At 73.0% G+C, this 21,473-nt stretch carries 26 protein-coding genes and 1 pseudogene; 21 read left to right on the forward strand and 6 right to left on the reverse strand.

Going from position 1 to position 21,473, the window contains the following annotated elements:
• Positions 1-26 precede the first annotated feature (26 nt).
• The gene (locus tag ACFY7C_RS34690) at positions 27-1,049 is read right to left on the reverse strand and encodes a LacI family DNA-binding transcriptional regulator (protein ID WP_345486672.1); all 1,023 of its coding nucleotides are present in this window, start codon (positions 1,047-1,049) and stop codon (positions 27-29) included.
• 61 nt (positions 1,050-1,110) lie between these two features.
• Positions 1,111-1,887 (reverse strand): response regulator transcription factor, encoded by a 777-nt coding sequence (locus tag ACFY7C_RS34695; protein ID WP_389658905.1) that lies wholly within the window; start codon positions 1,885-1,887, stop codon positions 1,111-1,113.
• 220 nt (positions 1,888-2,107) lie between these two features.
• On the opposite strand from ACFY7C_RS34695, the gene ACFY7C_RS34700 reads away from it, so the two are divergent.
• From ACFY7C_RS34700 to ACFY7C_RS34740, 9 genes and pseudogenes are all read left to right on the forward strand, one after another.
• On the forward strand, positions 2,108-2,980 hold the full coding sequence (locus tag ACFY7C_RS34700; protein WP_389658908.1) for an alpha/beta hydrolase: 873 nt from the start codon (positions 2,108-2,110) through the stop codon (positions 2,978-2,980).
• A 56-nt stretch (positions 2,981-3,036) separates the two neighbouring features.
• Positions 3,037-3,291 carry a MoaD/ThiS family protein gene (locus ACFY7C_RS34705; RefSeq protein ID WP_356699266.1) on the forward strand — a complete coding sequence of 85 codons (255 nt, stop codon included), beginning with the start codon at positions 3,037-3,039 and terminating at the stop codon, positions 3,289-3,291.
• 10 nt (positions 3,292-3,301) lie between these two features.
• Positions 3,302-4,471: a hypothetical protein gene (locus ACFY7C_RS34710; RefSeq protein ID WP_389658911.1), complete on the forward strand. Its 1,170-nt coding sequence runs from the start codon at positions 3,302-3,304 to the stop codon at positions 4,469-4,471.
• Between the two features lie 105 nt (positions 4,472-4,576).
• Entirely contained in the window at positions 4,577-5,269 is a 693-nt protein-coding gene (locus ACFY7C_RS34715) for a DUF2993 domain-containing protein (protein ID WP_389658914.1), read from the forward strand.
• A gap of 205 nt (positions 5,270-5,474) precedes the next feature.
• The gene (locus tag ACFY7C_RS34720; protein ID WP_385144913.1) at positions 5,475-5,555 is read left to right on the forward strand and encodes a putative leader peptide; all 81 of its coding nucleotides are present in this window, start codon (positions 5,475-5,477) and stop codon (positions 5,553-5,555) included.
• 159 nt (positions 5,556-5,714) lie between these two features.
• Complete coding sequence (locus tag ACFY7C_RS34725; protein ID WP_389658917.1) at positions 5,715-6,560, forward strand: sulfurtransferase; 846 nt, start codon at positions 5,715-5,717, stop codon at positions 6,558-6,560.
• 54 nt (positions 6,561-6,614) lie between these two features.
• Complete coding sequence (locus ACFY7C_RS34730) at positions 6,615-6,902, forward strand: DUF1416 domain-containing protein (RefSeq protein ID WP_265867432.1); 288 nt, start codon at positions 6,615-6,617, stop codon at positions 6,900-6,902.
• Positions 6,903-7,022: 120 nt separating this feature from the next.
• The gene (locus ACFY7C_RS34735) at positions 7,023-7,286 is read left to right on the forward strand and encodes a DUF3099 domain-containing protein (RefSeq protein ID WP_389658921.1); all 264 of its coding nucleotides are present in this window, start codon (positions 7,023-7,025) and stop codon (positions 7,284-7,286) included.
• 104 nt (positions 7,287-7,390) lie between these two features.
• Positions 7,391-7,474 (forward strand): annotated as a pseudogene (locus tag ACFY7C_RS34740) (DUF3099 domain-containing protein); the annotation flags it as partial.
• A gap of 19 nt (positions 7,475-7,493) precedes the next feature.
• On the opposite strand, the gene ACFY7C_RS34745 reads toward ACFY7C_RS34740, so the two are convergent.
• The gene (locus ACFY7C_RS34745) at positions 7,494-7,856 is read right to left on the reverse strand and encodes a DsrE family protein (protein ID WP_389658924.1); all 363 of its coding nucleotides are present in this window, start codon (positions 7,854-7,856) and stop codon (positions 7,494-7,496) included.
• Between the two features lie 123 nt (positions 7,857-7,979).
• Here ACFY7C_RS34745 and ACFY7C_RS34750 point away from each other — a divergent pair, with 123 nt between their 5' ends.
• The 6 genes from ACFY7C_RS34750 (at position 7,980) to ACFY7C_RS34775 (ending at position 12,834) form a co-directional block, all read left to right on the forward strand.
• Entirely contained in the window at positions 7,980-8,834 is an 855-nt protein-coding gene (locus ACFY7C_RS34750; RefSeq protein WP_389658927.1) for a hypothetical protein, read from the forward strand.
• On the forward strand, positions 8,831-9,679 hold the full coding sequence (locus ACFY7C_RS34755) for a hypothetical protein (RefSeq protein ID WP_389658930.1): 849 nt from the start codon (positions 8,831-8,833) through the stop codon (positions 9,677-9,679). The genes ACFY7C_RS34750 and ACFY7C_RS34755 overlap by 4 nt, the downstream gene beginning before the upstream one ends.
• Positions 9,676-10,548, forward strand: a complete 873-nt coding sequence (locus tag ACFY7C_RS34760; protein WP_389658933.1) for a hypothetical protein — start codon at positions 9,676-9,678, stop codon at positions 10,546-10,548. Before ACFY7C_RS34755 ends, ACFY7C_RS34760 begins: the two co-directional genes overlap by 4 nt.
• A gap of 262 nt (positions 10,549-10,810) precedes the next feature.
• Entirely contained in the window at positions 10,811-11,383 is a 573-nt protein-coding gene (locus tag ACFY7C_RS34765; protein ID WP_389658936.1) for an FABP family protein, read from the forward strand.
• A gap of 38 nt (positions 11,384-11,421) precedes the next feature.
• The gene (locus ACFY7C_RS34770) at positions 11,422-11,859 is read left to right on the forward strand and encodes a Fur family transcriptional regulator (RefSeq protein ID WP_389658939.1); all 438 of its coding nucleotides are present in this window, start codon (positions 11,422-11,424) and stop codon (positions 11,857-11,859) included.
• Between the two features lie 9 nt (positions 11,860-11,868).
• On the forward strand, positions 11,869-12,834 hold the full coding sequence (locus ACFY7C_RS34775; protein WP_389658942.1) for a YgfZ/GcvT domain-containing protein: 966 nt from the start codon (positions 11,869-11,871) through the stop codon (positions 12,832-12,834).
• A 67-nt stretch (positions 12,835-12,901) separates the two neighbouring features.
• On the opposite strand, the gene dtd is transcribed toward ACFY7C_RS34775, so the two are convergent.
• Complete coding sequence (dtd, locus tag ACFY7C_RS34780; RefSeq protein ID WP_389658946.1) at positions 12,902-13,327, reverse strand: D-aminoacyl-tRNA deacylase; 426 nt, start codon at positions 13,325-13,327, stop codon at positions 12,902-12,904.
• 139 nt (positions 13,328-13,466) lie between these two features.
• Between dtd and ACFY7C_RS34785 the strand changes: the two genes are divergently transcribed.
• The 4 genes from ACFY7C_RS34785 (at position 13,467) to ACFY7C_RS34800 (ending at position 18,280) form a co-directional block, all read left to right on the forward strand.
• A complete protein-coding gene (locus ACFY7C_RS34785; protein WP_389658948.1) occupies positions 13,467-14,084 on the forward strand; it encodes an ABC transporter substrate-binding protein in 618 nt (205 codons plus the stop codon).
• A gap of 147 nt (positions 14,085-14,231) precedes the next feature.
• Positions 14,232-15,488, forward strand: coding sequence for a GNAT family N-acetyltransferase (locus tag ACFY7C_RS34790; RefSeq protein ID WP_389658951.1), 1,257 nt, complete (start codon positions 14,232-14,234; stop codon positions 15,486-15,488).
• A gap of 42 nt (positions 15,489-15,530) precedes the next feature.
• Positions 15,531-16,175, forward strand: coding sequence for a TetR/AcrR family transcriptional regulator (locus tag ACFY7C_RS34795; protein WP_389658954.1), 645 nt, complete (start codon positions 15,531-15,533; stop codon positions 16,173-16,175).
• Positions 16,176-16,219: 44 nt separating this feature from the next.
• The gene (locus ACFY7C_RS34800; RefSeq protein ID WP_389658957.1) at positions 16,220-18,280 is read left to right on the forward strand and encodes a HelD family protein; all 2,061 of its coding nucleotides are present in this window, start codon (positions 16,220-16,222) and stop codon (positions 18,278-18,280) included.
• Here the strand turns inward: ACFY7C_RS34800 and ACFY7C_RS34805 are convergent.
• Entirely contained in the window at positions 18,264-19,682 is a 1,419-nt protein-coding gene (locus ACFY7C_RS34805) for an MFS transporter (protein WP_389659249.1), read from the reverse strand. The two genes, ACFY7C_RS34800 and ACFY7C_RS34805, sit on opposite strands and share 17 nt — an antisense overlap.
• A 167-nt stretch (positions 19,683-19,849) precedes the next feature.
• Positions 19,850-20,335 carry a MarR family winged helix-turn-helix transcriptional regulator gene (locus ACFY7C_RS34810; protein ID WP_389658960.1) on the reverse strand — a complete coding sequence of 162 codons (486 nt, stop codon included), beginning with the start codon at positions 20,333-20,335 and terminating at the stop codon, positions 19,850-19,852.
• 105 nt (positions 20,336-20,440) lie between these two features.
• On the opposite strand from ACFY7C_RS34810, the gene ACFY7C_RS34815 reads away from it, so the two are divergent.
• Both ACFY7C_RS34815 and ACFY7C_RS34820 read left to right on the forward strand, forming a co-directional pair.
• The gene (locus tag ACFY7C_RS34815) at positions 20,441-20,995 is read left to right on the forward strand and encodes an HAD domain-containing protein (RefSeq protein WP_389658963.1); all 555 of its coding nucleotides are present in this window, start codon (positions 20,441-20,443) and stop codon (positions 20,993-20,995) included.
• A gap of 103 nt (positions 20,996-21,098) precedes the next feature.
• On the forward strand, positions 21,099-21,470 hold the full coding sequence (locus tag ACFY7C_RS34820; RefSeq protein ID WP_389658966.1) for a hypothetical protein: 372 nt from the start codon (positions 21,099-21,101) through the stop codon (positions 21,468-21,470).
• Positions 21,471-21,473 lie beyond the last annotated feature (3 nt).

The raw sequence follows: 21,473 nt of genomic DNA on the forward strand, positions 1-21,473 counted from the left end.
GCCTCGTAAAGGAAGGTCGTGCAGGATCAGCCGCAGCCGCAGGAGCGGCGCACGATCAGCGCCGACGGGAACTGCTTCACCCGCTCCCGCCGCGAGCCCGCCACCCGCAGCGAGTCGTCGAGCACCAGGTCCACCGCCGCCCTGGCCATCGCCGGACGGTCCGAGTAGACCGTGGTCAGCGGCGGGTCGGAGAGCGCCGCCTCCTTGACGTCGTCGAAGCCCGCCACCGCCAGCTCCGTCGGTACGTCGATCCGCAGCTCGCGGGCGGCCCGCAGCACGCCGAAGGCCTGGTCGTCCGTCGAGCAGAAGATGGCCGGCGGCCGGTCCGGGCCCGACAGCACCTCGAGCGCGACCTTGTAGGCGTCGTAGCGGTTGTACGGGGCCTGGAAGAGCCGGCCCTCGATCGACAGGCCCGCCTCCAGCATGGCCCGGCGCCAGCCCTCCTCGTGGTCGGCGACCGGGTCGCCCACCGCGGGCGTGTTCGGGATGCCGCCCATGCACGCCACGTACGGGTGGCCGTGCTCCAGGAGGTGCCGGGTGGCGAGCTGGGCGCCGCCGATGTCGTCGGTGACGACGGCCACGTCGTCGATCGCCTCCGGCCGCTCGTGCAGCAGCACCACGCGCGCGTCCCAGGCCTCGATCTCGCTCGCGGCCTGCTCGCTCATGCCCTGGCTGACCAGGATCAGCCCGGAGACCCGCATGCCGAGGAAGGCTCGCAGATAGTGGATCTCGCGCTCGGTCCGGTAGTCGGAGTTGCCGACCAGCACCATCTTCCCGCGCTCGGCGGCGGCCTGCTCGACCGCGTGCGCCATCTCCGCGAAGAAGGGCTGGCGGGCGTCCGGCACGACCATGCCTATGAGGTCGGTGCGTCGCGAGGCCATCGCCTGGGCCACCCGGTCGGGCCGGTAGCCCAGCTCCTTGATGGCGGCGAGGACACGCTCGCGCGTGGCCGGGGCGACCGGCCGGGGTCCGTTGTTGATGACGTAACTCACGACCGCGGTCGAAGTACCCGCCAGTCGCGCTACGTCATCCCGCGTCACCTTGGCCACGCGCGGAAGTCTACGCGGGGGGACCTACCTACCGGCAGGTCGGACTGTGGCATACGCCACGTCAGCGGTCCTCCACCGGAGTGAGTTCCCGCGTGGCGTCCTTGACGCGCGCCCCCTCCTTCGCCCGGGCCTCCTTCGCGCGGGCCTCCTCCGCCGCCCGCTCCACCTTCTCCGGAGTGACGAAGCGGTAGCCGACGTTCCGTACGGTGCCGATCAGCGACTCGTGCTCGGGCCCGAGCTTCGCCCGCAGCCGCCGTACGTGGACGTCGACCGTCCGGGTGCCGCCGAAGTAGTCGTAGCCCCAGACCTCCTGGAGCAGCTGGGCGCGGGTGAAGACCCGGCCCGGGTGCTGGGCCAGGTACTTGAGGAGCTCGAACTCCTTGAAGGTCAGGTCCAGGACCCGGCCCTTCAGCTTGGCGCTGTACGTGGCCTCGTCCACCGACAGGTCGCCGTTGCGGATCTCCATGGGGGAGTCGTCGGCGGTGATCTGCTGACGTCCCATGGCCAGCCGCAGCCGCGCCTCCACCTCGGCCGGTCCCGCGGTGTCGAGCAGCACGTCGTCGATGCCCCAGTCGGCGGTGACGGCCGCGAGACCGCCCTCCGTCACGACGAGGATCAGCGGACAGCCGGGGCCGGTGGAGCGCAGGAGCTGGCACAGCGAGCGCACCTGGGGCAGGTCGCGCCGGCCGTCGACCAGGATCACGTCGGCGCCCGGGGTGTCCACCAGGGCCGGGCCCTCGGCGGGCGCCACGCGCACGTTGTGGAGCAGCAGGCCGAGGGCGGGAAGCACCTCGGTCGACGGCTGCAGGGCGTTGGTGAGGAGCAGCAGCGAACTCATCGCGCCCCACCTGCCCGGGTCGTCGCTCGGTTCGTCGCTCGGTCGTGCGTCGTTCGCTCGTCGTCCATGACGTCGGTTCCTCCTCGGTCCCTGCGAGGACGTCTGCGTATCACTCTCGCGCCCTGAGAGCTTTTGTTCATCCGGTCGTAACAACGGTCGGAAAACACAAAAGGACCCGGGGGCTGCGTTGCCCGGATCCTCTGACAGCAGAATAGCCCACATGACTTCCGCGGCAGAGGGTCGATTTCACATGGTGGATGTTTCCTGGCTCACTTCCGTCCGCCGCCGGGCCATCCTGCGCACCGATGACGGTGTCCGAATCGAGGCGGTTCACGAACCTCGTACGGCCAGTGTCACCGATACGGCGTCCGGCGGGGCATCGCATGCGCCGTCCCTTACCGCGTCCTTGACGGCGTCCGACACGGCGATCGTCGTGGCCCACGGATTCACCGGTTCGGTCGACCGGCCCGCGCTGCGGCGCGCCGCCGGGGTGCTGCGCCGCCACGCGGACGTCGTCACCTTCTCCTTCCGCGGCCACGGCCGCTCCGGCGGGCGCTCCACCGTCGGCGACCGCGAGGTCCTCGACCTGGCGGCGGCGGTCCGCTGGGCCCGTGAGCTCGGCCACGCCCGGGTGGTGACGGTCGGCTTCTCGATGGGCGGGTCGGTCGTCCTGCGGCACGCCGCCCTGGAGCGGGGCGCGGACACCCGCACCGACGCCGTCGCCGCCGTGTCCGCCCCGGCCCGCTGGTACTACCGGGGGACGCCGTCGATGCGGCGCGTCCACTGGCTGATCACCCGGCCGATGGGCCGTCTGGTCGGCCGGTACGGCCTGGGCACCCGCATCCACCACCGGGACTGGGACCCCGTGCCGCTGTCCCCGGTCGAGGCGGTGCCGCTGATCGCGCCGACCCCGCTGCTCGTCGTCCACGGCGACCGCGATCCGTACTTCCCCGTCGACCACCCGCTCAGCCTCGTCGCCGCGGCCCCCGCCGGCGCCGCCGAACTGTGGCTCGAGCGGGGCATGGGCCACGCCGAGAACGCGGCGGCCGACGGCCTGCTCGACCGCCTCGGGGCCTGGCTCGTCCAGCCGTAGCCCGGCCATAGCCCATCATGGGTGGCGGCGCGCACACGAACGAGAGGAGTGCCGCTATGGCAGCGGGAACCATCCGCTACTGGGCCGCGGCGAAGGCCGCCGCCGGAGTCGCCGAGGAGCCGTACGCCGCCGAGACCCTCGCGGAGGCGCTGGACGCGGCGCGCGAGCGGCATCCCGGCGAGCTGGCACGGGTCCTCCAGCGCTGCTCGTTCCTGATCGACGGCGACCCCGTCGGCACGCGCGCGCATGAGACGGTACGGCTGGCGGAGGGCGGCACGGTCGAGGTGCTCCCCCCGTTCGCAGGAGGGTGAACCGCACACCATGAGCAGTGACCAGCAGTACCCGTACGAGCCGCAGGCCGGCCCGCCCGGCGGTCAGTCGTACGACCCGAACGTCACCCAGACGTGGGAGGGTCAGACCTGGGACACCCAGTACCAGCCGACGGTGCGGCCGCAGGCGCCCGTCTCGTACGACACGGCGTACCTGCCGCCGCAGGGGCAGTACGCGTACGGGAACGAGAACGCGTACGGGAACGGCGAGGCCGGGTTCGCCACCACGGGCGGCCGGCCGCTGCCGCCGGAGACGGCCCACCCGCCGGCGTACGAGCCGGCGGCCCCCGCCCCGGCCCCGGTCGCGTACGAGGCAGCGGCACCGGCCCCGACCCCGGCACCGGCCCCCGAGGTCGCCGCCGCGGGGCCCGCGTACTCCTCGCCGACGACCGCCGGCCACACCCGCCTCACCGACGCCCAGCGGGCCCGCGCCGAGGGCCGGTCGCCGATCATCGACCCCGGGATGCAGCCGGCCGCGCTGACGGCCGTGCTCGGCGTGCTGCTCGCCGCGGGCGCGGCGGTCGGCCCGTACGCGCTGCTGGTGCCGCTGGTGCTGTTGCAGGCCGTCACCGCCGCCGGCTGGTTCCGGCTCAACGGCATGTGGCCCGCCCGGCAGGGCATCGCGCTCGCCTTCCTCGGCGGCGTCACCGCCGACGTCGCGCTGCTCGTCGCCGGACGGGAGCACGCCCCCGCCGCGATCATCGGCACGCTCGGCGTCTGGGTGCTGCTCACGCTCGTGCTCCAGCTGCGCAGCCACGCCGACCCCGACGAGCGCATGTACGGCCTGACGGCGACCGTCGTCTCGGCGGCCCTCGCGATCGTGGCCGCCGGTCACCTCGGCGCCGAGCCGGACGCGGTGGTCGTCGGCGCGGTCGCGGTCGCCGCGGCCGCCCTCGCCCGGGCCGTCCCCCTGCCCGGACCGGTCTCCGTGGTCGTCTCCCTGCTGGCCGCCGCCGGCGCGGGCATCGCGGCCGGCGGGTTCACCGACCTCGGCACCGGCGGGGCGCTGCTGGGCCTGGGCGCCGGCGTGTGCGCCCTGATCGGGCTGCGGGTCGCCGCCTACGACTATCCGTCGCGGTTCGTCCACATGACGGCCGGTGTCGCGCTGCCGCTGACCGTCGCCGTCCCGGCCGTCTGGCTGCTGGGCCGGGCGCTCGCGTAACGGCTCGCACCGGCACCTCCGGGAACCGACCGGCCCTCCGACACGTCGATCTTGGTGTCGGAGGGCCGGATTCGTCGGCCGGACTCGTCTAGGGGGACCACGCACATGCGAGCACTGCGGATCGTGCTGATCGTGGCCGTCGTGCTCGGTGGGCTCTTCGTCGGCGCGGACCGGCTCGCCCTCTCGTACGCGGAGTCGGAGGCGGCCGAGGGCGTGCGGCTCGGCACCGCGAAGGCGGAGTCCACCGAGGTGGACATCAAGGGCTTCCCGTTCCTCACCCAGCTCGCGGGCAAGCGCCTCGACGAGGTCGAGGTGCGGGTGACCGGGTTCAAGGCGACCGCCGGCGGCCGTCCGGTCCGCATCGGCGAGCTGACCGCCGACCTCCGCGACGTCACCCTGGGCGACGGCTACGCGATCGAGCGGGCCGGCAGCGCCGACGGCACGGCGCTGATCTCCTACGCGGACCTGACCGCCACCTCGGGGCGGGAGGCCACGGTCGCGTACGGCGACAACGGCAAGCTGAAGGTCACCGGCGGCGTGCGGATCCTCGGCCGGACGCTGACCCGCAGCGTGCTGTCCACGGTGACCCTGGTGGACGGCGACACCATCCGGGTGCGCGCGGACGAGGTGCCCGGCGAGGGCATCCCGGGCCTGGAGGAGAGGGTGCGCGCCCGCACCGACTTCGACCGCCGGATCGAGGGCCTGCCCAAGGGCATGCGGCTGACGAAGGTCGAGGCCCGCGCGGAGGGTCTGCTCGTGACGGTGACCGGCCGGGACGTGGTCCTGACGGGCGGCTGACCGCCCCCCAACTCCCCTTCTCCGCCCAGCTGATCACATTCTGAGACGCGCCTGTCCGATCCGTAGATGCACAGGTGGGTCCGCCGCGTCCGGGACCCCGCGGGGGCGAGCCGTGCCCGTATCCGATCTCGCATCCCGGACGATCGCGTCTCAAAATACGACACACCGGTGACACGGCCGCCTGTCCGTCCCTACGATCGTCCGCATGAAGCGACAGGCGGATCTCACGAAGCGGCGGGCAGTAGACCTGTGCCGCGTCGCCGCCATGCTCTGTCGCTCGATCTGAGCGGGACGCTCCCGGCGCCCGTATTCCTCGGAATCCCAGGCTCTACGACGTGATGTCGGGGCCGCCTTTGCGCAGCAGCATCACCGTCGCCCGCACGCGACGGCGCGTACCCGCACCACTCTGCACGAACCGCCGCACACTGCCCCGGAGGAGAACAGCATGGCTCGCAGCGACGTCCTGGTCGACGCCGACTGGGTCGAGGCCAACCTCGACAACCCGCAGGTCGCCATCGTCGAGGTCGACGAGGACACCTCGGCCTACGACAAGAACCACATCAAGAACGCCATCCGGATCGACTGGACCAAGGACCTCCAGGACCCGGTCCGCCGTGACTTCATCGACCAGGAGGGCTTCGAGAAGCTCCTGTCGGCGAAGGGCATCGCCAACGACACCACGGTCGTCCTCTACGGCGGCAACAACAACTGGTTCGCGTCGTACGCCTACTGGTACTTCAAGCTCTACGGCCACCAGGACGTGAAGCTCCTCGACGGCGGCCGCAAGAAGTGGGAGCTCGACTCCCGCGACCTGGTCGACGGCTCCGAGGTCCCCAGCCGCCCGGCCACCCAGTACAAGGCCCAGGCCCAGGACGCCTCGATCCGCGCCTTCCGCGACGACGTCGTGGCCGCGATCGGCACCCAGAACCTCGTCGACGTCCGCTCGCCCGACGAGTTCTCCGGCAAGCTCCTCGCCCCGGCGCACCTCCCGCAGGAGCAGTCGCAGCGCCCCGGTCACGTGCCGAGCGCCAAGAACATCCCGTGGTCGAAGAACGCCAACGACGACGGCACCTTCAAGTCGGACGACGAGCTCAAGGCCCTCTACGAGGCCGAGAACGTCGACCTGGCGAAGGACACCGTCGCCTACTGCCGCATCGGCGAGCGCTCCGCGCTCACCTGGTTCGTGCTGCACGAGCTGCTCGGCGTCGAGAACGTCAAGAACTACGACGGCTCGTGGACCGAGTACGGCTCCCTCGTCGGCGTGCCGATCGAGCTCGGCCCCGCCAAGTAAGTCCCCGGGTCCCCGTCGACCGACCCGTACCCCTCGACCGTAAGGATTCCCAGCATGTGTGGAGCGCAGCCCGGCGGCCCCGACGCCTCGACGATCAAGCCCGGTGAGACCACCATCCAGGGCTACGTGACCAAGGACGGCCAGCCCGTCACCGGTTACGTCCGCCTCCTGGACTCGACCGGCGAGTTCACGGCCGAGGTCCCGACCTCCGCCACCGGCCAGTTCCGCTTCTACGCGGCCGAGGGCACGTGGACCGTCCGCGCCCTGGTCCCCGGCGGGACCGCCGACCGTCAGGTCGTGGCCCAGCACGGCGGCCTCGCGGAGGTCGCGATCGCGGTGTGACACCCGCGCCACCGAACGGCCGGAGGGCCGTGCCTCCTGGGGGGTTGGACGCCACACCAGGACCTGAGGCACGGCCCTTCGGTCTGTCCGCGTGCGGTGACCCGGTCGTACGCTGAAGTCGTGTACGCACGGCGTCGACGCGTCTACTTCTGGATGATGGGCGTCTGCCTGGCCCTCTTCGTGGGCGCCTGGGCCGTCGTGCGCCTGTGGTCGGTGCCGGCCGCCGTCGCCATGTGCGTGGTCGCCATGCTCATCCCGCCCGTCGCCGCCATGATCGCCAACCGCCGGGGCCCGGAGGACCGCTGGTGGGACGACCCGTCGGGGGACCCCACGTCGGACGAGTGGTGGGACGAGCTGGACGGCAAGAAGCGCCGGGAGCCGTGAGCGGGCCCCGGCCGACCGGTCGCCGGACGGAGTCCGGCGCAGCGGCCCGAAGCCTGTGAGGCCCCCTGGGCCGAGCAGTGCGAGGGGCGCGTCAGGAGTGGGGCCGCTGGTGGGACGACCCGTCGGGCGACCCCACGTCGGACGAGTGGTGGGACGAGCTGGACGGCAAGAAGCGCCGGGAGCCGTGAGCGGGCCCCGGTCGACCGGTCAGTAGACGAGCGCCTGGGTGTCGTCGGCCATAGCCTCCTGGACGAAGACCTGCGCGCCGGCGATGCGGACGCCCTTCAGGACGTCGGACTCGGTGATCTCGCGGCGGGCGGCGCACTGGGTGCAGAGGGTGACGCGGCCCGCGGCGAGGATCGAGTCGATCAGGTCGGGGAGCGGTGCGGCGTGCGGGAGTTCGAACTCGGCCGCGCGGCCCGGCAGGGCGAACCAGGAGGACTCGCCGGTCAGCCAGAGCGAGACGTCGACGCCGCTCGCGACGGCGACGGCGGCCACCGTGAAGGCCTGGGAGCAGCGTTCGGGGGCGTCCGCCCCGGCGGTCACCTTGATCACGAGCTTCTTCGCCATATACCGAACTGTAATGCGGTGCGTGGCAACCTCATGCACCCCTCGCGGGTCAGCTGGGTGCGCGGATGACGGAATCCGCGCTTCTAGTCTCGTGGGGGGACTCTTTTGGAAGCCACAGAAGCGGTGGAATCCGCTCAGAACGCCCCGGCGCCCACGCCGGACCCGGCCCCGGTACCCGCAACGACGCCGGTTTCCGAGGCAGAGGCAGCGGAAGCGGTAGGCGCAGAGGCAGAGGCGGGTCCGGCGGCGGCGCCGCGCCGCCGGGTCGGCCGTACGGTCGCGCTGATCGCCGTCGCCGCCGTCCTCGGCATCATCGGCGGCACGGCCGTCGGCTACGGCATCCAGGCCGACCGCGAGCCCACACCGCTCCCGGCCCTCAACCAGCCGGGTCTGGCCTACCCGGCGAAGCCCCTGCCGAAGGGGCAGCAGCCGGTGGCGCTGTCGGCGGCGGAGGACCGGCAGGCCAAGGCCGACGGTGACCTGCGCAAGCTGCTGGTGCCCCGGCCGGCCGGGGCGCGGGAGGCCGAGTTCGCGCCGGACGACGGCTGGCAGGACCTCGCCTCGTACGCGGCGGGCTTCAAGGACGAGAGCTGGATGCTCGAGTTCCTCAACGAGAGCGCCGTCCGCCGGATCGCCGTCCGCGCCTGGGACTCGGGCGAGCACCGGACGACCACGGTCCAGCTGGTTCAGTTCCGCCCGAGCGATCTGCGCGGCGCGGTCGACCACGCCGAGGACCAGATGAGCTACATGGACGAGGAGAAGTACGCCGGCAACGGCGGCGACGCCCTCAAGGGCAGCGGCAACGGCCGCTACTACCTCTACCCGGTGGACCGGAAGGCCGGGTACCTGGACCTCTACCAGGCCCGCGCGATCTTCCAGCGCGGCGACGTGATGGTCGACATCCACATCTTCGACACCAAGAAGATCAGCAAGAACGACATCCGCACGCTGGCCGAGAAGCAGCTGGAGCGCCTGTGACCGAGCACCCGACTCCCGAGCCGCCCACCCCGGCCGCGCAGAGCCAGGAGCAGAGCCAGGCGCCGAGTCAGGGCCGGGGCCGGGGGCGCAGGCTCCTGACCGCCGTGCTGCCCGCCGCTCTCGTCCTCGTGGCCGCCGGCGGCGGTGTCACCTACACCGCCGTCACCGTGGCGAACGCCGACCGCTCGGCCGAGACCGTCGGCTGGGAGGCCCCGGACCCCAAGGCGGCCGGCGAGGACCCCGCCGCGACCACGGCCGAGAAGGGCCGCGCCTCCACTCCGATGAGCAAGCTGCTGCTCCCCGTGCCCGTGGGCTTCCGGCTCGGTCCGGACATCGACTCCCACGGCAACGACGGCGAACTGGGCGAGAAGGAGGCCGTCGCCCTGCTGAAGAACGACGCCCGCGGGCTCTCCGGCAAGAAGCGACGTGACTACGAGAAGCGCATCGACAAGCTGGGCGTCCAGGGCATCGCCATGCGGTCCTTCGCCTCGGACGACAACGGCCTGATCGTCGAGGTCCAGATCATCCGCATGAAGAACAAGAAGCGGATCCACGACCTGTACGAGGTCAAGCGGGAGCTGGCCGAGATCCTGAAGTTCCCCAAGGGCCCCAAGATCCAGGACCACAAGAACTCGTCCTGCTTCCTGATGCCGGACTTCCGGGAGGAGGACGACGACGAGGACGAGAAGGACTCCGCGCTGAGCGGCATGAGCTGCGCCGCGTACGACTCCGAGCTTCTGGTCTCGGTCTCGGCGGCGGGCTCGGTGCCGTTCGACAAGGCCGATGTCGCGGACCTCGTGAAGAAGCAGCTCGACCACATCAAGTCCCCGGGGGAGTACGTATGACCGAGCAGCAGACGGCACCCGAGGCCGCACCCGAGGCCGCGCCCGCCCCGACCCCCGTCGTCGCCCCGACCCCCGTCGTCGCACCGCCCGTCCTCGCCGCACCGCCCGTCCGGTCCCGACGCGTGCTCGGGGCCGTCGCCCGCTGGACCGCGGCCGTCGTCGTCTGCGCCGGGCTCGGCGCCGGCACCGCCGCCGGGATCACCTCCCTGGAGCGCACCGACGTGCCCGGTCTCGCGACCGAGTCCGACGGCCGCTGGGCGTACCCGAAGCTGAGCCTGCCGGCGCTGCCGGAGGGCTCCCCGCGTCCCTTCACCGCCGGCAACGAGGGCGAGATCCACCACGCGGACCTGCGCCGGCTCGTGCTGCCCGCGCCCGCGGGGGCCACGGTCGACCCCAAGGCCGACGGCGGCTGGACGACCACGGAGGCGTTCCTCTCCGGCTACGGCGAGGAGGACCGGGTCGTCCTGCGGCAGGCGCTCGCCGACTCCACCCTGCGGCACATCGCGGCGCGGTCCTGGACGATGCCGGACGGCACCCGGACCACGATCCAGCTGCTGCGCTTCGGCTCCGTGGCGTACGCGGAGGCGTTCAAGGACGAGGCGCTGGACGCGGGCGAGGCCTCCGACCCGAAGGTGCTGCCGGCCGGGGTCGAGGCCGTCGTCCCCGAGGACTTCGCCACCGTCATCGACGTACCCGACACGACGGTGTACACCTTCCGCGAGAAGCAGCCGTACGGGCCCGAGCAGTCCCGCTGGGCGTACATCCAGGCGGGCGACACCGTGGGGATCGTGACCCAGGTCCGCAAGGGCGAAGCCCTCCAGGTCCCCTTCCAGCAGACGGTGACCCTGCAGAACCAGCTGCTCGGCTGACCGCCGGCGCCCGAGCCGCCGTCGCGCGCCGCGAGACCCACCTCACCGCGAGGGCCGGGCCCCCGCCCACTAAGCTGGGGTCCGGCCCGTTCCGCCTTCACCGCTCACCGAGGAGCACCAAGTGATCGTGTTTTTCGAAGTCCTGCTGGCGCTCGTCTGCGTCGCGGTCCTCGCCTTCGCCGGTCTGACCGTGAAGAAGCTGTACCAGGGCCAGCGCTAACCCCCCACGTCTCCAGACCTACACAGATCGTCTGAGCTGCTCATGATCGAGATCCCGTCCGACCTCAATCCGGACCTCGTCCCCCTCGCGTTCCTCCTCGGCACGTGGGAGGGCGCGGGCGTCTCCGACTTCCCCGGCGCCGAGAAGTGCAACTTCGGCCAGTCCGTGACCTTCAGCCACGACGGCCGGGACTTCATCGAGTACCACTCGCACTCCTGGGTCCTGGACGCCGACGGCAACAAGGTCCGCCCGCTGGAGAGCGAGAGCGGCTACTGGCGCGTCGACAAGGACCGCAAGGTCGAGGTCGTCATGGTCCGCGACCAGGGCATCGTCGAGGTCTGGTACGGCGAGCTCGCCGACCAGAAGCCGCAGATCGACCTGGCGACGGACGCCGTGGCCCGCACCGCCGCCTCCGGCCCGTACAGCGGCGGCAAGCGGCTCTACGGCTACGTCAAGAGCGACCTGATGTGGGTGGGCGAGAAGGCCACCCCCGAGGTCCCGCTGCGGCCGTACATGTCGGCGCACCTGAAGAAGGTCGTCACGCCCGAGGAGGTCGCCGAGATGGCGCGCAACCTCCCCGACATGCCGGACGACGGCATCGCCTTCTTCCGCTAGGACCGGTTCTGCCCACCGCGCCCTCATACACTGGGGGCGTGGTGAGCACCGACTGGAAGAGCGACCTGAGGCAGCGCGGCTACCGGCTGACCCCTCAGCGGCAGCTTGTCCTGGAGGCCGTGGACGCGCTCGAGCACGCGACCCCGGACGACATCCTGGTGGAGGTCCGCAAGACCGCCGCCGGGATCAACATCTCCACCGTGTACCGGACCCTGGAGCTCCTGGAGGAGCTCGGGCTCGTCAGCCACGCGCACCTGGGGCACGGGGCGCCGACCTATCACCTCGCCGACCGGCACCACCACCTCCACCTGGTGTGCCGGGACTGCGCGGAGGTCATCGAGGCGGACGTGGAGGTGGCCGCCGAGTTCACCGGGAAGCTGCGCGAGACCTTCGGCTTCGAGACCGACATGAAGCACTTCGCGATCTTCGGCCGGTGCGCCGACTGCTCCCGCAAGGACACCGCCGACGAGTCGTAGGCTTTTCCCATGAAGAGCCCTCTGCTGTCCCTGCCCGGCGCCGTCCCCGCCGAAGGCCGCGACGAAGGTGTCGCCGCGCACTACGGCGACCTGTTCCGCGAGCAGCGGACCCTCGCCGACGGCACCGGTTTCGTCGACCTCTCGCACCGCGGGGTCGTCACCGTCTCCGGCTCCGACCGGCTGAGCTGGCTGCACCTGCTGCTCACCCAGCACGTCAGCGACCTCCCGGCCGGCCGGGCCACCGAGGCGCTGATCCTCTCCGCGAACGGGCACATCGAGCACGCGCTGTACCTCGTCGACGACGGCGAGACGGTCTGGGCGCACGTCGAGCCGGGCACGCAGGCCGAGCTCATCGCGTACCTGGAGTCGATGAAGTTCTTCTACCGGGTCGAGGTCGCCGACCGTACGGAGGACTTCGCGGTCGTCCACCTGCCGGCCGGGTCCATCGCCCCGGTGCCGGAGGACGTGGTCGTACGGGAGACGGCGTACGGCCGCGACCTGTTCCTGCCGCGGGAGGACCTGGAGGCGTTCGCGGGCTCGCACGGCCCGGCCGCCGGCATCCTCGCGTACGAGGCCCTGCGGGTGGAGGCGCACCGGCCGCGGCTCGGCTGCGAGACCGACCACCGGACCATCCCGCACGAGATCGGGCTGATCGGGAGCGCCGTGCACCTCCAGAAGGGCTGCTACCGCGGCCAGGAGACCGTCGCCCGGGTGCAGAACCTGGGCAAGCCGCCGCGCCGCCTGGTCTTCCTGCACCTGGACGGCAGCGAGGTGCACCTGCCCGCGCCCGGCACCCCGCTGCGGCTTGCGGCGGACGGCCCCGAGGGCCGCCAGCTGGGCTTCGTGACGACCGCGGTGCGCCACCACGAGCTGGGGCCGATCGCGCTGGCGCTGGTGAAGCGGAACGTGCCGGTGGACGCCGATCTGATCGCGGGGACGACGGCCGCCGCGCAGGAGACCGTCGTCGAGCCCTGACCGTCCCTCCCGACCTCTCCCGGGCGCTGAGCCCCGGACCTCTCCCAGGACCTCTCCGGGACTCTCGCTAGACCTCGATCAGCACTGTGAACGGGCCGTGGTTCGTGAGCGACACGCGCATGTCCGCTCCGAACCGGCCCGTCTCCACGCGCGCGCCGAGCTCCCGCAGCCGGGCCACGACCTCGTCGACGAGGGGCTCGGCGACCGGGCCGGGCGCGGCCGCGTTCCAGGTGGGGCGGCGGCCCTTGCGGGCGTCTCCGTAGAGGGTGAACTGAGAGATCACCAGCAGCGGCGCGTTCACGTCGGAGCACGACTTCTCGCCCTCCAGCACCCGTACGGACCAGAGCTTTCTGGCCAATTGCGCCGCCTTCTCGGGGGTGTCGTCATGGGTCACCCCGACCAGGACGCACAGCCCTTCGCCGACGATCTCGCCGACGGTCTCCCCTGCGACGACGACGCTCGCGCCGTCGACCCTCTGCACCACTGCTCGCATACGGACCAACCTACCGAGCTGTCCACGGACCGACACGGGGAGGGCCGAACGGGTGCAGAGCGCCTGCGTCGGCCGGTGCGGGAGTGGCACCATGCCTGTCAGGCGGTGCGGTTCCGCACCGGTCGAGGGGACGATACACATGAGTGCATCTGGCGCCGGGCATACGCCGTCCGGTCCCGTACCGCTGATCCGTGCCGGCGGCTCCGTCGGAGGTGGCGTCGGGCGACCGCCCGTGCAGCGGTCCGCCGCGCCGGGCCTGTCGGACCGGCCACAGCCGGACCTGGCCGCGCTGCGGCTGCCCGAGCTGCGGGCGCTGCGCCGCGAGGCACAGGGCGACGAGGCCGATCTGAGCTATGTGCGGCGGATGCTGCAGGGGCGGATCGACATCCTGCGGGCCGAACTGGCGCGGCGCAGCGATCCGGAGGCGCCGGTGCTCGACCGGCTCTCGGAGATCCTGGCGGACACACCGTCGCGGCCCGGGGCGGTGGCGCGTTCGGCGCGGCACGTGACGCTGTCGACGCCACGCAGTGAGGAGTACCGGCGGCTCGCGGCCGAGATGCTGTCGGAGGTCGAGCTGTCGGACCTGACGGCCCGTACGGACGAGGAGCTGCACACGGCGATGGGGCGGCTCGCGGGCTACGAGCAGCAGGTGTCGCGGCGCCGGCAGCAGCTCCAGCGGACCGCGGACGACTGCAGCGCGGAGATCGCCCGCCGCTACCGGGAGGGCGAGGCGCAGGTCGACGACCTGCTGGCGTGAGCCGCGCCGCTCCGGGGCTGTTCCGCGGGTCGCTCCGGGGCTGTCCCGGGGGTCGTTCCGGGGGCTGTTCCGGAGGCTGTTCCGGAGGCTTCCGGGCGCGCGAAAAGTCGGGTGCGGGGGCCGTGGGCGCCCGCATAGCCTCGAAGGATGAGCTTTGAGGTGCGCGCGATAGACGAGTCGGAGTTCGGGGAGTGGCAGCGAGCCAAGCGGATCGGCTTCCTCCTGCCACCGGTGGTGCCCGACGAGGAGATCAAGGACCGGTTGCCGCACACCGATCTGTCCCGCACGTACGGCGCCTTCGACCGGGGCCGGATCATCGCCACCTTCCAGTCGTACGGGCAGCGGGTGAGCACGGTCGGCGGCGCGGACCTCGTGGCCGACGCCGTCACCGGTGTCACGGTCTCGCCGACCCACCGCAGGCGCGGGCTGCTCGGCCGGATGATGGCGGCCGACCTCGCGGCGGCGAAGGAGCGGGGCGACGCCTGCGCGACGCTGATCGCCGCGGAGTATCCGATCTACGGGCGGTTCGGCTTCGGTGTGGCGAGCTGGACCACCGTGTGGGCCATCGATGTGACGAGGGCCGGGTTCGACCGTCACCGGCCCGGCCCGGGGGCGGGTGCGGGGGACGAGGGCGGCCGGATCGACCTGTCGGACGGCGACGAGATCCGCAAGGTGGGCCCGGAGCTGCACCGCCGCGTCGCCGCGCGGCGGGCCGGGGTGACCGACCGCACGGCCCGCGGCTGGGACGTCGGCACCGGGAACGCGTACACCACCGATCCGTGGACCGAGCCGTTCTACGCCGTCTACCGCTCGGAGTCGGGCGAGGCCGAGGGCTATGTCGCCTACCGGGCCGACGACAAGTGGAGCGACGCGAAGCAGCCGGTCAACACGGCGAGCGTGCGGGATCTGGTCGCGGCCACCCCGGCCGCCGAGCGCGCGCTGTGGCGGTACGTGTGCTCGATCGACTGGATCCAGAGGGTGAAGTCGGGCAACCGCGCGCCGGACGACGTGCTGCCGCTGCTGCTGCCCGATCCGCGCGCGGCGCAGGTGCTGACGCACGCCGACATGCTGTGGCTGCGGGTCCTGGACGTGGCGAAGGTCTTCGAGCCGCGGACGTACGCGACGGAGGGCGTGCTCGTCCTGGACGTGCGGGACGCGGCCGGGTTCGCGGGCGGGCGGTATCTCCTGGAGGCCGGCCCGGAGGGGGCGTCCGTGACGCCGACGGCCGCGCCGGCCGATCTGGTCCTGGACGTGGCGGACCTGGCGCCGCTGGCGTTCGGCGACGAGTCGGCGGTACGGCTCGTGGCGCTCGGCCGGATCGAGGAGGCGGCGGCCGGGGCGGCGGCGCGGGCGGACCTGCTGCTGCGGACCCCGCTGCGGCCGTGGAGTATGGACATCTTCTGATCGAGTGATCGAGTGGTCCAGTGGTCGAGTGATCGAGAGCGGGTGGAGGGTGTCGTGGGCGGCGGGCTGCGGGAGCTGAAGAAGGAGCGGACGCGGCAGGTCCTGTCCGAGACCGCGGTGGAGCTCTTCCTGGAGAAGGGCTTCGACGCGGTGTCGGTCGCGGAGATCGCGGCGGCGGCCGAGGTGTCCAAGCCGACGCTGTTCCGCTATTTCCCGGCCAAGGAGGACCTGGTCCTGCACCGGTTCGCGGACCACGAGGACGAGCCGGCCCGGGTGGTGGCCGCCGCGCGGGAGGCCGGCGTGCCGCCGCTCGACGCGCTGCGTGACCACGTGCTCGCGGGCCTGGAGCGGCGCGATCCGGTGACCGGACTCAACGACGCGCCGGCCGTGCTCGCCTTCCTGCGTCTGCTCTACGGCACGCCGGCGCTGGTCGCGCGGATGCACGCGTACCAGCGGCGTGCGGAGGAGCTGCTCGCCGAGGCGCTCGGCGGCGACAACCCGCTGGCGGCGCGGCTGGCGGCGGCGCAGGTGGTGGCGGTGCTGCGGGTGCTCGCGGAGGACAACGTGCGGCGGATCTCGGCGGGGGAGCGGGTGGAGGACGTGCTGCCGGGGGCGGTGGCGGCGACGCGGCTGGCGTTCCGGCGGCTCGCGGAGGGGCTTCCGGTCGCGGTCTCAGGATCTGTCTGAGTAAATAATGTAACCGAGTAACGCTTTTCGTCTATCCTGGACGCATGAAGCCGCTCCACCATGACCTCGACCAGGAACGAGCCCACCACGACGCCTGCCGCGCCGCCCTCGCCCGGATGACCGAGGACGTCGAGGAGCAGGTCGTCACCAGAGAGGACACCGCGGCCTCCGGAGCCGACGCCGAAGTCCTCGGCCGCCACCTGCGCAGCCGCGCCAGGACCTTCCGGGAGATGCCGCCGGGCCCCCTCTTCTTCGGCCGCCTCGACCGCGAGGACGGCCAGGTCCACCACATAGGACGCCGCCGGATCGCCGAGGACCCGGCCGCCCCGCCGCTCGTCGTCGACTGGCGGGCCCCGGTCTCCCGCGCGTACTACCAGGCGGGGCCCCAGGACCCGCAGGGCGTCGTCCGGCGCCGCCGCTTCGGCTGGGCGCCGGGCAGTCACGGCGCCTCCGAGGACCTGACCGCCGTGGAGGACGAGCACCTGAGGGACGGTGGTGGCGGGGCTGCGGTGGGCGCGATCCTCGCCGGTGAGATCGAGCGCCCCCGCGTCGGCCCCATGCGGGACATCGCCGCGACCCTCCAGCCCGAGCAGGACGACCTTGTGCGCTCCGGGCCCGCCGAGTCCATCTGCGTGCAGGGCGCCCCCGGCACCGGCAAGACCGCCGTCGGCCTGCACCGCGCCGCCTACCTCCTCTACACCCACCCCCAGCGCCTCCAGCGCTCCGGACTGCTCGTCCTCGGCCCCAACCGCACCTTCCTCTCCTACATCTCCGAGGTGCTGCCCGCGCTCGGCGAGACCGGGGTGCGCCAGTCGACCGTCGAGGACGAGCTGGCCGTCCACGAGGTGCGCGCGGTGGACGGCGAGGCGGCGGCCCTGGTCAAGCACGACGTCCGCATGGCCGAGGTGCTGCGCCGGGCGCTGTACGCGCGGGTCGACCCGGCCCCCGCCGAGGACCTGACCGTCCCGGACGGCTCCTCCCGCCGGCGCGTGCCCGCGCACGAGCTCGCCGCGATCGTCGCGTCCGTACGGGAGGAGGCCCCGCCCTACGCGGTCGGCCGGGAGCGGGTGCGCGCCCGGGTGGTGCGGGCGCTGCGGGAGCGGGCCGAGCGGCGGGCCGGGACACTGGGCAACGCCTGGGTGCGCGCGGTCGAACGGGCTCGGCCGGTCAGGGAGTTCGTGGACGCCTGCTGGCCGAAGGTCACCCCGGAGGAGGTGCTCGCCGCCTTCCTCTCCGACCCGGCGGCGCCGGCCGATCCGGCCGATCCGACTGGCCCGGCCGATCCGGCGGACGGGCTTCTGACGGAGGAGGAGCGGGCCGCGATCCGTTGGGCGAAGCCGCCGCGCTCGTACCGCAGTGCCCGCTGGAGCGCCGCCGACCTGGTGCTGCTCGACGAGCTCGCCGGGCTGATCGAGCGGCCCGAGGGCTATGCCCATGTCGTCGTGGACGAGGCCCAGGACCTCTCGCCCATGCAGTGCCGGGCCATCGCCCGGCGGGCCGGATGCGGTTCCCTGACCGTGCTCGGCGACCTGGCGCAGGGCGCGACCCCGTGGGCGGCCCGCGACTGGCGCGAGCAGCTGGCCCATCTGGGCAAGCCGGACGCCGAGATCGTGCCGCTGATCACCGGATACCGCGTCCCGGCGGCGGTCGTCGACCTCGCCAACCGGCTGCTGCCCGAGCTCGGCGCGGCGGCCTGGGCCGGCCGCTCGCTGCGCACGGGAGGCGAGGTGACCGTGCGTCAGGTGGCGGACGTCGCCGAAGGGGTGGCCGAGGCGGTGCGGGCGGCGTTGAAGGAGGAGGGCTCGGTGGGCGTGATCGCCGCGGATCCGGCGGTCGCCGCCCTCGCCTCGTACGGGTTCGGGGAGCGGGTCTCCGTCGTCCCGGCGTCGCTCGCCAAGGGCCTGGAGTTCGACCATGTCGTCGTCGCCGAACCCGCCGAGATCGTGGCGGCCGAGCCGCGCGGGCTCCACCGGCTGTACGTGGTGCTCACGCGGGCGGTGTCGCGTCTGGACCTGGTGCACCGCAAGCCGCTGCCCGCCCCGCTCTCCGATCCGGGGGAGGGCGGCGCGGGCAGCGGGCGATCGGCCCTCATGCCGCCATGGTGACCTTGGTGGCCTCCGTTGCCTCGGTGGCCTCCATGGTCTCCGGCTGTTCCCGGTGGGCCGGCTTCGGCGTACGGAGCAGGGTGAAGGCGACGGCGAAGGCGGCGACGAGGAGGCCGGCGCCGACGGCGAAGGCGAGGTGGTAGCCGCTGGTGAGGGCCTCGGCGGCCGGGCGGCCCGCGGCGGTGAGGGACTCGGTGCGGGCGGCGGCCAGGGTGGACAGGACCGCGATGCCGACGGCCATGCCGATCTGCTGGGTGGTGTTGAACAGCCCGGAGGCCAGGCCCGCGTCCTCCTCCTTCGCGCCGGACATGCCGAGCGCGGTCAGCGCGGGCAGGGCGAGGCCGAAGCCGGCGGCGAGCAGCATCACCGGCAGCAGGTCGACGGCGTAGGAGGCGTGGACCGGGAGGCGGGTGAGCAGGCCGAGCACACCGATCAGCAGGACGAGTCCGGTGAGCAGGACGTTCCGCTCGCCGAAGCGGGCGATGAGGCGGGTGGACAGGCCGAGGGAGACCGCGCCGATGACGGCCGCGGCGGGCAGCATCGCGAGGCCGGTCTCGGCGGCGCCGTAGCCCTGGACCTTCTGGAGGTAGAGCGCGACCAGGATCTGGAAGGAGAACAGCGCGGCGACCATCAGCATCTGGACGAGGTTGGCGCCGGCGACCGCCCGGGAGCGCAGCACGCGCAGCGGCATCAGGGGGTGGGCGGCGGTGGCCTGGCGGACGAGGAAGCCGGCGAGCAGGGCGAGCGCGAGGGTGCCGAGGCCGAGGGTGTGGGCCGAACCGGCCCCGTACTCCTCGATCTTGACGACCGCGTAGATGCCGGTCATCAGGCCGCTGGTGACGAGCAGCGCGCCGAGGACGTCCGCGCCGCCCCGGACTCCGGCCGGGCGGTCGGCGGGCAGGGCGGGGAGGGCGAGGAGCAGGGCGGCGGCGCCGATGGGCAGGTTGATGAAGAAGATCCAGTGCCAGGTGAGGGCGTCGGTGAGGAGGCCGCCGAGGACCTGGCCGATGGACGCGCCGGCGGCGCCGGTGAAGCTGAACACGGCGAAGGCCTTGGCGCGTTCGCGGGGTTCGGTGAAGAGCGTGACGAGGATGCCGAGGCTGACGGCGGAGGCCATCGCGCTGCCGACGCCCTGGAGGAAGCGGGCGGCGATCAGGACCCCGGGCGAGGCGGCGACGCCGGCGAGCAGCGAGGCGGCAGTGAAGACGCCGGTGCCGGCGAGGAACATCCGCTTGCGGCCGAGGAGGTCGCCGAGGCGGCCGGAGAGCAGCAGCAGGGCGCCGAAGGCGATGAGGTAGGCGTTGACGACCCAGCTCAGGCCGGCCGGGGTGAACCCGAGGTCGGCCTGGATGGCGGGCATGGCGACGGTGACGATGCTGCCGTCGAGGATCGTCATGAGCATGGAACTGGCGAAGACGGCGAGGGCGGTCCAGCGAGAGGTGCGCACAGCGTTTCTCCTGTCGGGTGGGCGACAGGTAGGACGCTAGCAGATAGTTTTGTTGCAGACCATCTATCTCGGTCTGAATATGCCGACCTCGGGTGGACGGCCGGGATGCCTCAAGGCCCGTGCTAGGTGGCCTGGCGGGCCCGGCGGGCCGGGCGCGGCCCCTCGGCCGGTGTCTCCAGATGGCCGGTCACCAGGCGGTTCAGGGCGCGCAGCAGCACCTCGCGCTCCTCGTCCGGCAGCGAGGCGAGTGCGCTCTCGTGCACCTCGTCGACGATCTTCTGGCTGCGCGCGGCGACCTTCGCGCCCTCCTCGGTCACCGCGATGATCCGCGCCCGCCGGTCCGCGCTCGACGGCCGCCGCTCGGCGAGCCCCGCCTTCTCCAGCGCGTCCACGGTCACCACCATCGTGGTCTTGTCCATGTCGCCGATCTCGGCGAGCTGCGCCTGTGTCCGCTCCTCCTCCAGGGCGTGCACGAGCACGCAGTGCATGCGCGCGGTCAGTCCGATCTCGGCGAGCCGGGCGGCCATCTGTGTGCGCAGCACATGACTGGTGTGGTCGAGGAGATAGGAGAGGTCGGGTTCGGTGCGGGCGGGTGCCATGGCGGTCATGCGGCCAGGGTAGCGAGAAAAGGTCCGTTGCGGACGATTGGAGGCGGGCAGGGCGGGGGCGGGGGGCCGCCCGGGGTGGCTGCCGGGGCAGGGGATCCTGGGGCCATGCGACCGCTGCTCTTCCTGGACGTCGATGGCCCCCTGATCCCCTTCGGCGGCTCGGCGCCCCACCCCGCGTACGCCCCCGAGCCGCCCTCGGACGCGCACCCGCTCCTGTACCGCGTCGACCCGGACCACGGTCGGCGCCTCGTGGCCCTCGGCTGCGAGCTCGTCTGGGCCACGACCTGGGGCCAGGAGGCGAACGAGGTGCTCGCGCCGCGGCTCGGCCTGCCGCCGCTTCCGGTCGTGGACTGGCCGGACGACGAGGACGACGAGGACGAGGGGGACGAGGGGGACGAGGGCGAGGGGGACGAGGGCGAGGGGGACGAGGGCGGCCCGGCGCGGCTGCACTGGAAGACGCGCGCCCTCTCCGGCCGGGCCGCCGGGCGGTCGTACGTCTGGCTCGACGACGAGATCACCGGCGCCGACCGCGCCTGGGTCCGCGCCCACCACCCCGCCCCCGCCCTCCTCCACCGCGTCGACCCGGCCAAGGGCCTCACGGCGGCGGACTACGCGACGGTCGCCGCCTGGGCGGCTGAGTACGGGGCTCAGGCGGAATGAGCGGTCGTGCTCATCCCCGACCCCCCGGTGCGCGGCCAGGATGACCGGAGACCGAGACCGCCGGACCGCGCCCCGCGCCCGCCCCACGGATGGAGCCCTCCCGATGAACCCCGACACGTACGCGGCCCTGTACGGACCGGGCCGGCCGGCTCCGGTGCCAGCCGGGCGCAAGGGTGAGACGGTGCTCGCGGTGCTGGCGGGGCTGGTGTGGGCGGCGGTCCTCACCCTGCTCGCCTGGCCGGCGTTCGCCTTCCTCCTCACCGTGACCTGGCTGGCGGCCGAGGGCGAGCCGGTCGACGGTCTGCTCCTTGCGGGCCTCGGCGTCCCGCTCGCCGCCACCGCGCTCCTGGCACTCCTCGCCCGTACCCCCGTCGTCCGGCGCATGTCCATGCCCGGCCGCTTCCTCACCATCGGCGCCGTGGCCCTCCCGATCGCGCTCGGGATTCTCACCTGGCTCGCCCACGCGGCCGCCTGAACG

Source organism: Streptomyces sp. NPDC012769 (assembly GCF_042901205.1).
Taxonomy (GTDB): domain Bacteria; phylum Actinomycetota; class Actinomycetes; order Streptomycetales; family Streptomycetaceae; genus Streptomyces.

Coding starts and splice junctions, on each gene's coding strand:
- ACFY7C_RS34695 (WP_389658905.1), bottom strand. CDS start 1,887: ATGAGTTCGCTGCTGCTCCTCACCAACGCCCTGCAGCCGTCGACCGAG.
- ACFY7C_RS34700 (WP_389658908.1), top strand. CDS start 2,108: ATGACTTCCGCGGCAGAGGGTCGATTTCACATGGTGGATGTTTCCTGG.
- ACFY7C_RS34705 (WP_356699266.1), top strand. CDS start 3,037: ATGGCAGCGGGAACCATCCGCTACTGGGCCGCGGCGAAGGCCGCCGCC.
- ACFY7C_RS34710 (WP_389658911.1), top strand. CDS start 3,302: ATGAGCAGTGACCAGCAGTACCCGTACGAGCCGCAGGCCGGCCCGCCC.
- ACFY7C_RS34715 (WP_389658914.1), top strand. CDS start 4,577: ATGCGAGCACTGCGGATCGTGCTGATCGTGGCCGTCGTGCTCGGTGGG.
- ACFY7C_RS34720 (WP_385144913.1), top strand. CDS start 5,475: ATGAAGCGACAGGCGGATCTCACGAAGCGGCGGGCAGTAGACCTGTGC.
- ACFY7C_RS34725 (WP_389658917.1), top strand. CDS start 5,715: ATGGCTCGCAGCGACGTCCTGGTCGACGCCGACTGGGTCGAGGCCAAC.
- ACFY7C_RS34730 (WP_265867432.1), top strand. CDS start 6,615: ATGTGTGGAGCGCAGCCCGGCGGCCCCGACGCCTCGACGATCAAGCCC.
- ACFY7C_RS34745 (WP_389658924.1), bottom strand. CDS start 7,856: ATGGCGAAGAAGCTCGTGATCAAGGTGACCGCCGGGGCGGACGCCCCC.
- ACFY7C_RS34760 (WP_389658933.1), top strand. CDS start 9,676: ATGACCGAGCAGCAGACGGCACCCGAGGCCGCACCCGAGGCCGCGCCC.
- ACFY7C_RS34765 (WP_389658936.1), top strand. CDS start 10,811: ATGATCGAGATCCCGTCCGACCTCAATCCGGACCTCGTCCCCCTCGCG.
- ACFY7C_RS34775 (WP_389658942.1), top strand. CDS start 11,869: ATGAAGAGCCCTCTGCTGTCCCTGCCCGGCGCCGTCCCCGCCGAAGGC.
- dtd (WP_389658946.1), bottom strand. CDS start 13,327: ATGCGAGCAGTGGTGCAGAGGGTCGACGGCGCGAGCGTCGTCGTCGCA.
- ACFY7C_RS34785 (WP_389658948.1), top strand. CDS start 13,467: ATGAGTGCATCTGGCGCCGGGCATACGCCGTCCGGTCCCGTACCGCTG.
- ACFY7C_RS34790 (WP_389658951.1), top strand. CDS start 14,232: ATGAGCTTTGAGGTGCGCGCGATAGACGAGTCGGAGTTCGGGGAGTGG.
- ACFY7C_RS34800 (WP_389658957.1), top strand. CDS start 16,220: ATGAAGCCGCTCCACCATGACCTCGACCAGGAACGAGCCCACCACGAC.
- ACFY7C_RS34805 (WP_389659249.1), bottom strand. CDS start 19,682: ATGCTCATGACGATCCTCGACGGCAGCATCGTCACCGTCGCCATGCCC.
- ACFY7C_RS34810 (WP_389658960.1), bottom strand. CDS start 20,335: ATGACCGCCATGGCACCCGCCCGCACCGAACCCGACCTCTCCTATCTC.
- ACFY7C_RS34815 (WP_389658963.1), top strand. CDS start 20,441: ATGCGACCGCTGCTCTTCCTGGACGTCGATGGCCCCCTGATCCCCTTC.
- ACFY7C_RS34820 (WP_389658966.1), top strand. CDS start 21,099: ATGAACCCCGACACGTACGCGGCCCTGTACGGACCGGGCCGGCCGGCT.